At 45.1% G+C, this 667-nt stretch carries 1 protein-coding gene; it reads right to left on the minus strand.

The window, feature by feature from the left end:
• On the minus strand, positions 1-568 hold a 568-nt coding region (locus IE271_RS44575), incomplete at its 3' end, for an outer membrane protein transport protein (protein ID WP_506005302.1).
• Positions 569-667 lie beyond the last annotated feature (99 nt).

Below are 667 nucleotides of genomic sequence, written 5' to 3' on the forward strand. Positions count from 1 at the left end.
GATTCGCGCTCGCTTTCACTAAACCGCTATAACCCATGATTTTTTTCAAGCCGTTATAAAACTCTTGACAGCTTTGATCGCTCATATCCCCACCGGCTTTTTGGCAATTAAGCGCGGGTTGGTAGCCAATGTTGCCCAATAAAGTCATCATGTTGCTTGGCACTTGATCGGCAAAAACATTGTTGGGTAAGTTTAAAATTTGATCCGCGCTCAAAACCGAAGCGCCCTCTAAAGGCACATAAACGGTGTTATTAAAGCTCCCGGTCGCATAAAGCCCCCTTAAGCCTACACCCACGGAAAAGCGCTTATTAACAGTATAGCTCATGCTAGGGGCAAGCTCTACCATCATGATGAAAACATCATGCAAAAATTCCCCCCCTTTACCATTCCATTTCATGCCCAACCCGCTAGGAGCGGTAAAACTCCCCCCAAAAGTGAAGCCGTTATGCGTGTGCGTTTTATAAAAGAATTTGGGTAAAACAAAATTAGTCGTTCCCGTCCAGCCATTCACGATTTGAGTGTCAGGCGATGAAGCGAGGGTTACGACTTTTTGATTGGTTAGATTCATAAGCCCTTGAACACGATTGAAAGCTTGTTGCAAGCCATTGGTAGCGGCCGTATTGCCAAGCGCTTTAAGGATATTGCCAAGCCCTATAGTGTTGATGAT

The sequence above is a fragment of the Streptomyces minutiscleroticus genome, assembly GCF_014650875.1.
Taxonomy (GTDB): domain Bacteria; phylum Actinomycetota; class Actinomycetes; order Streptomycetales; family Streptomycetaceae; genus Streptomyces; species Streptomyces minutiscleroticus.